The sequence below is a fragment of the Chryseobacterium sp. BGARF1 genome, assembly GCF_001677955.1.
In the GTDB taxonomy this organism is placed as follows: domain Bacteria; phylum Bacteroidota; class Bacteroidia; order Flavobacteriales; family Weeksellaceae; genus Chryseobacterium.
This window is the reverse complement of sequence record NZ_LELA01000011.1, coordinates 1-6,961: the sequence shown is the minus strand read 5'-3', so window position 1 is coordinate 6,961 and position 6,961 is coordinate 1. Positions and strand designations below refer to the sequence as shown.

The window sequence follows — 6,961 nt, the reverse complement described above, 5'->3', positions numbered from 1 at the left end:
CCAATGAATTGATTTCTATTAAGTCCTTTAAGCTAAAAGATCTTAATTCCTTAATGTTTAAAATAAACTTAATTTTTAAACAGGCTCTTAATTTTAAATATTAATTTTAACCAGAAGTTTTACCAAGATGTTTACAAATAAATCTTAACACAAAAATGATGAAACTACTCCACTTTGCAATATTACTTTTAAGCTTATTTTCTTTAGCTTGTAATAATGACAAACAATTAAAGAAAACCCTGATTTCAAAAAACAAATCCGAAGGAAATAAAAATCTGGCTTTTAAATCAGATTCAAAAACCATTCATATTTTTGTTGCTTTATGCGATAATAAATACCAGGGAATAGTTCCCGTTCCTGAAAAAATTGGAAACGGACAGGATCCCAACAATAACCTTTATTGGGGCTGTGCATTTGGAGTTCGCACCTACTTTAAGAATAGTAAAGAATGGAAATTTTTAGAAAGCAGAAAATTCAATTCTGAAAAATTAGAAAGAATTATTTTTAAACACGTCACAAAAAACTATTATCTGGTTGCCGATGCCTATGATGGGAAATTTATTAAAGAATCTACTCTAGATTTTCTAAACAGCAGCTCTGGAAAAGCGAAAGACACTTTGAAAATCGGTAAAACAACCATCGGAATCGGTGGAAACTCAAAATTATTAGCCTATATAGGTCACGATGGTTTAATGGATTTTCAATTAAATGAAAGTTTCGAAAATACCGATAAACAGAAAAGAGATGTCATTATTCTTGCCTGCTACAGTAAAAAATATTTTTCACCACATTTAGCAAAAGCCAACGTAAATCCTTTGGTTTGGACAACCGGATTGATGAGTCCCGAAGCTTATACTTTGCATGACGCCATTTCAGGATATCTATTGAATGAAACCAACGAACAAGTGCGTACGAGAGCGGCAAAGGCATATTCTAAATATCAAAAATGCAGTGAAAAAGCGGCAAAAAACCTTTTAGTTTCCGGTAATTAGTGTCCAAAAACATTAAGTTTTCATTTTTAAGGTTATGACAAATCATTATTCTTAAAAAAAATATAAAACATTGCTAACCAAAAACATTCAATAGCATTTTTATAGCTGAATGAAATTCCCTATTTTTGCACACTATAATTTACAATTAATATGTTTAATAGCTTACAGGATAAATTAGACAAAGCCCTTCATAATATTTCCGGACGTGGAAAAATCACCGAAATCAACGTTGCGGAGACCGTAAAAGAAATTCGTAGAGCGTTGGTAGATGCCGATGTTAACTATAAAGTTGCCAAAGATCTTACCAAAAGAGTTCAGGATAAAGCTTTAGGACAAAACGTCTTGACTTCGCTTACTCCGGGACAATTGATGACGAAAATCGTTCACGACGAGTTGGTAGATCTGATGGGAGGTTCTCAGGAAGGCATTAATCTTTCAGGGAAACCGTCTGTAATTTTGATTGCTGGTCTTCAAGGTTCTGGTAAAACTACTTTTTCCGGAAAATTGGCTAACTATTTAAAAACTAAAAGAACTAAAAAGCCGTTATTGGTTGCGTGTGACGTTTACCGTCCTGCTGCAGTTGACCAGCTTAAAGTTCTTGGTGGACAAATAGGAGTACCTGTTTACAGTGAAGAAGGTTCTGTAGATCCTGTATTAATTGCTACGAATGCAATCAATTTTGCAAAATCGAACGGTCACGACATCGTAATCGTCGATACTGCAGGTCGTTTGGCAATTGATGAGCAGATGATGAACGAGATCAAAGCCGTTCACACCACCATTAAACCTAACGAAACCTTATTCGTTGTTGACTCAATGACGGGTCAGGATGCTGTAAATACAGCAAAAGCGTTTAATGATACGTTGAATTTTGACGGAGTTGTATTAACTAAATTAGACGGTGATACTCGTGGTGGAGCCGCTCTAACCATTCGTTCTGTAGTTGAAAAGCCAATCAAATTTATCTCTACAGGTGAGAAAATGGAAGCTTTAGATCTTTTCTACCCAGAAAGGATGGCAGACAGAATCTTAGGAATGGGAGATGTTGTTTCGTTAGTTGAAAGAGCTCAGGAACAGTTTGACGAAGAAGAAGCAAAAAAACTTCACAAAAAAATTGCTAAAAACGAATTTGGTTTTGATGATTTCTTAAAGCAAATCAATCAGATCAAAAAAATGGGTAATATGAAAGACTTGATGGGAATGATTCCTGGAGTTGGAAAAGCCATTAAAGACGTTGAAATCAGCGATGATGCATTCAAACATATCGAAGCAATCATTCATTCTATGACTCCGGATGAGAGAAGAAGACCTTCAATTATCAATACGCAAAGAAAAAACAGAATTGCTAAAGGTGCCGGAAGAAAAATTGAAGATGTAAATGCATTAATGAAACAGTTTGACCAAATGGGGAAAATGATGAAAATGATGCAGGGTCCACAAGGAAAACAAATGATGCAGATGATGAGCAAAATGCCAAATATGCCTGGAATGGGCGGAATGTTTGGAAAATAATCGACAAACCTTTTAAAATATATAAACTCTCAGAATTTTCTGGGAGTTTTTTTTGCACCTGTCATATAAAAAATCCGACTCAAATTTTTGAATCGGATTATATTAAATCAAAATAATCAATGATTATTTATCAGATTTTTGAGCTTTTGCTTTGATGAAATAAGAAAAACCTACGTTTACACCGAAAGTACTTACTTTTGTTTTAAGATCTATGCCTTCATACGATTCTTTGTTTGAAAACTGATCAAAACCTACTCCAAGATTAATACCTAAAGATTGAGTTGCCATATAAGTAACTCCACCTTTTACTTTCCATGCTAAACCATCAGTTGTTACTTCTTCAGATTCAGAAACTCCCATAAAATCTACAGAAGCTTTGTTTTTTACTGACGCATACCCTACTCCTGCACCCAAGAAAGGAACAAATTTAGAATCGTTCGCAAAATAGTATGTTGCAGTAGGCATTACAGCAAAACTCGTTGTTGTAGTTTTTTCACCGTCGTATTTTGTAGTTGCCGTGGTAAAACCAAGATCAATCCCTACAGCTAATTTATCGATAACGAAATAACCTACTGATGGCGTTACAGAAAATGTGCTTACTTTAGGTCCGTCTTCAGACTGTCCTTCAGCTTTGAATGTGGTATTCACATTATTAAAACCCATCCCGGTGTTTCCACTGATTACCCAGTCACCTTTAGACATTTGTGCGTTTGATAATCCACAAAGTGCAATTGCACCAGCTAATAATAATTTTTTCATAGTTTATTGATATTTGAATCGGCGAAAATACAAAAAAAGTTTTGAGAAAATCCAAGGGTTTTTACTATTTTTTTGTCAATAAAAATACTTTGTAAAAACATATTAATCCCCATCCCTACTGGGAGCACATTCACTTTGAAGTTATAAATATCTAATAAAAAACTAATGTCGTTTAACTTAAAAAAAATTCTAATTCTTCAAAAATGGTCTAAATTAAAATAAATTTAATTCCTGTTAATTTGAAATAATTTGTTTTAAAATATAAAAAAACCTGAGAAATAATCTCAGGTTTTATATTAATTTATGTTTACTAATTACTTAGCAAATACATATTTAACACCGATTGTAACTGAAGACAAGTTTAAACCGAAGTTATAGTTGTTTGTAGCATCACCCTCTTTTGGTTTATAGTTGTTATAACCAAACTCACCGATTGTAGCTTCAATAGTCCAGTTTTTGTTTAAGAAATAATCTAAACCTGGTTTAACAGTTACACCAATAGAAGTGTATTTGGCTTCAGTAGAAGTAGTTGTAGTAGTTACAGTAGAACCCGTAGTAGTTACAATAGATCCTTCTGTTTCAGTTTTTCCAAACTGCATAGGTACCGCCAATTGACCGAAGAAATATAATTTTTCTCCTAAAGTCCAATATTTTCTTACGAACGGCTCAACAACAAATGCTGGTTTTTTCACTTTATCAGTATCTACGATTGTAGCTGCGCCAAATGTGTTTGTATCGATATCAGTAGTTGTTTTAGTTTGGTAACCTACACCTACCCCAACTGCTAAGTTTGGAGCAACGAAATATCCTACTGTAGGAAGTACGTTGAAGTTTTCTACTTTAGAGTTTCCGTTGTTAGATTCTTCTTGAGAATAACCAACAGATCCAGATAAATATACAGTTCCTTTAGCAATCTGAGCGTTTGATAAACCGAAAAGTGCAACAGCACTTGCAATTAATAATTTTTTCATTTTGAATAATTTTATACTTTCTTGACTGCAAATTTATACTGACATCAGGAAATATTAAAATTTGTTAATGTGATTAATATCACGCATGAATATTAGGTTTTATCAGGTAGAAATCACATCTAAGAGATAGAAATGTTTTTATTTTCAAAAATTAACATAAAAAAACTCTGATTTTTCAATCAGAGTTCAATATCATTGTTTAAGAATTTATTTCAAAAAGAAATTTACACCCAAATTGATGGCACCAAAGTTTGAATCAATTCTTCTGTCTCTATCTCTGTCCCAATCACCTCTTTCGCTTCCAATATTTTGATATCCTAAATATATTTCTGCTTTAGGTAACTGAAAACCTACTTTAGGATATACATATAAACCACTATCAATACCATCTTTAGTAGAGATTGCACCTCCCAAATCAAGACCTACAAATAGAGGAAGACCATTAAATCTGTATTTTCCTGATGCAGCCAAAGGAATAAATCCAAAATCTTCCCAACGGTCTTTTCCGAAAAAATGAGAATATCCTGTAGTAACACCTACATCTAAACCTTTGGTAATATTCCACATATATGCAGCATCAACGCCTAATGTAACCGAAGCAAAATCTGCCGCATCACCTACAGGTGCACCAACATGAGCTCCCAGTTTAAAACCCTCCTGAGCCTGTAAAGCCCCACCAAATAATGCAAATGCACCTAGTAATAGTAATTTTTTCATTTTAAAAATTTAAATGTTTATTAACTCAATGATCTCTTATAGCAAACACAATGCCGTAGGAATAAATTAAACTAAAAATGCAGAGCAAAACTGCCCTGCATCACATTATATTTGAAGAATAATTTCTTAGTTTCCTCCGAATTTGAAACCTACACCAATTTGCGCGAAACTATTAGTTACTTTTCCTCCGCTTCCGTCATTAGAAAGATTAGATACTCCTAAGCTGTATCTTGCATCAAAGAAAAGGCCGTTTTCCAACATATATTCAACTCCTACAAATGGAGCAATATTTAATTTTTTGATATCTTTTTTAATATCTACTTCACCTGAACCATCTTCTCCTTCTACGTCTATGCTAATAAAATCAGAACCAACTACAGTTTTTTGCTTCGCTGTAAGAATAACTCCAAAGTTTGCACCCGCAGCAACCGAAATATTTTCTGTAAAGAAATACTTCGCAGAAACCGGCACCAAAATAGTCCCCAGCTCAACCTTAGTTTGCTCGCCCACAAAAACAACTCCTGCATTTACTCCATCAATTTTTTCTTTTGCCCCAAGTGGTGAATATAAAACTTCCGCCTGAAGACCAAAGTTGTCATTGATCTTGTATTCTGCCATACCCCCTACATAGAAAGTATATTTAGGGCTCATTTTTCTAGCACCAAGATCATCTTGTTTCTCATCGATTTTCATTGTCGACATTGCAAAACCTGCTTTTGGTCCAAATCGAAATTCCTGAGCATTTACACCAACTCCCATTAAAACAACAGAAGCAACAAGTAATAATTTTTTCATAATTTTCAGTTTTTTTTAACAAATTTTAAGATCCCAAATATATCACTTTTACTGGAATCTTAAAATATTTCTAAACATTTCTGAAAAAAATATAACAAACTACGTTATTCCCTTGTTCGCTTATCTTCTTCGTTGTAAGCTAAAATAATTTTTTTCACTACAGGATGACGCACTACATCTTCTTCCGTTAAATACACAAAACCAATTTCTTTCACATCCTTCAAAATTCTCATTGCTTCTTTCAAACCAGAATGTTGTCTTGGAGGTAAATCAATTTGCGTGGGATCTCCGGTGATAATAAATTTAGCATTCATACCCATTCTCGTTAAAAACATTTTCATTTGGGCATGGGTTGTATTTTGCGCTTCATCCAAAATTACGAAAGCATCATCCAAAGTTCGACCTCTCATAAAAGCCAAAGGCGCAACTTCAATGACTTTTTTCTCCATAAAACCTTCCAGTTTTTCATGAGGAATCATATCACGGAGCGCATCATATAATGGCTGTAAGTAAGGGTCAAGCTTTTCTTTCAAATCTCCGGGTAAGAAACCAAGACTTTCTCCGGCTTCTACGGCGGGTCTTGTTAAAACAATTCTTTTAACCTCTTTGTCTCTTAAAGCTCTTACCGCTAAAGCAACACTAGTGTATGTTTTGCCGGTTCCTGCAGGTCCGATAGCAAAGATCATATCCTTTTTATCAGTTTCTTTAACGAGTTTTTTGAGGTTGGTGGTTTTAGCCTTAATAATTTTTCCGTTAACCCCTTTTACAATAATGTCTTGGTCAAAAACCAGATGCTTCTCATTCTCATCCTTAAGATTGAGGAAGTTTTCGATATCTTTTAATCCGATAGAATTGTTTTTGGAAATAAAAGCGACAATATCGTCAAGCTTTTGTTTAAATATATCTAAAGCTTCCTGATTTCCCATCGCAAAGATAAAATGATCACGCCCCGTGATTTTAAGCGTTGGAAAGCTTGATTTTATTAAATTGAAATATTGGTTATTAACTCCATAAAAGTTTTTTGAATCAATATCTTCTAAATCATACGTTAATTCAAACATGCAAATATTTTTATATTAGAATTTAAATTTAGACGTTTTTTTTTAATTTTAAATTAAATTCTTATCCACAATAGCAGTTTCTTTCTTTTTATTTTAGATAAATTTGCAGTACTATCCCTTTTATTCATGTCAATTATTACCCTCACGTCAGATT

The 6,961-nt window shown here is 33.6% G+C and carries 7 protein-coding genes; 2 read left to right on the top strand and 5 right to left on the bottom strand.

Translation table 11 applies throughout. The features are described from left to right. Positions 1-155 precede the first annotated feature (155 nt). Together AB671_RS02500 and ffh are read left to right on the top strand one after the other, a co-directional pair. Entirely contained in the window at positions 156-992 is an 837-nt protein-coding gene (locus AB671_RS02500) for a hypothetical protein (protein ID WP_228390903.1), read from the top strand. A 150-nt stretch (positions 993-1,142) separates the two neighbouring features. Beyond that, positions 1,143-2,504, top strand: coding sequence for a signal recognition particle protein (ffh, locus tag AB671_RS02495; protein WP_066676882.1), 1,362 nt, complete (start codon positions 1,143-1,145; stop codon positions 2,502-2,504). Positions 2,505-2,627: 123 nt separating this feature from the next. Here ffh and AB671_RS02490 read toward each other — a convergent pair whose 3' ends face one another. The 5 genes from AB671_RS02490 to AB671_RS02470 all read right to left on the bottom strand — a co-directional run bounded on the left by AB671_RS02490 (position 2,628) and on the right by AB671_RS02470 (position 6,807). Continuing rightward, positions 2,628-3,263, bottom strand: a complete 636-nt coding sequence (locus AB671_RS02490) for an OmpW family outer membrane protein (RefSeq protein WP_066676884.1) — start codon at positions 3,261-3,263, stop codon at positions 2,628-2,630. A gap of 314 nt (positions 3,264-3,577) precedes the next feature. Continuing rightward, positions 3,578-4,234, bottom strand: coding sequence for an outer membrane beta-barrel protein (locus AB671_RS02485; RefSeq protein WP_066676886.1), 657 nt, complete (start codon positions 4,232-4,234; stop codon positions 3,578-3,580). 207 nt (positions 4,235-4,441) lie between these two features. Further along, positions 4,442-4,951 carry a hypothetical protein gene (locus tag AB671_RS02480; protein ID WP_066676888.1) on the bottom strand — a complete coding sequence of 170 codons (510 nt, stop codon included), beginning with the start codon at positions 4,949-4,951 and terminating at the stop codon, positions 4,442-4,444. Between the two features lie 126 nt (positions 4,952-5,077). Then, a complete protein-coding gene (locus AB671_RS02475) occupies positions 5,078-5,746 on the bottom strand; it encodes a porin family protein (RefSeq protein ID WP_066676889.1) in 669 nt (222 codons plus the stop codon). 104 nt (positions 5,747-5,850) lie between these two features. Continuing rightward, positions 5,851-6,807, bottom strand: a complete 957-nt coding sequence (locus AB671_RS02470) for a PhoH family protein (protein WP_066676891.1) — start codon at positions 6,805-6,807, stop codon at positions 5,851-5,853. Positions 6,808-6,961 lie beyond the last annotated feature (154 nt).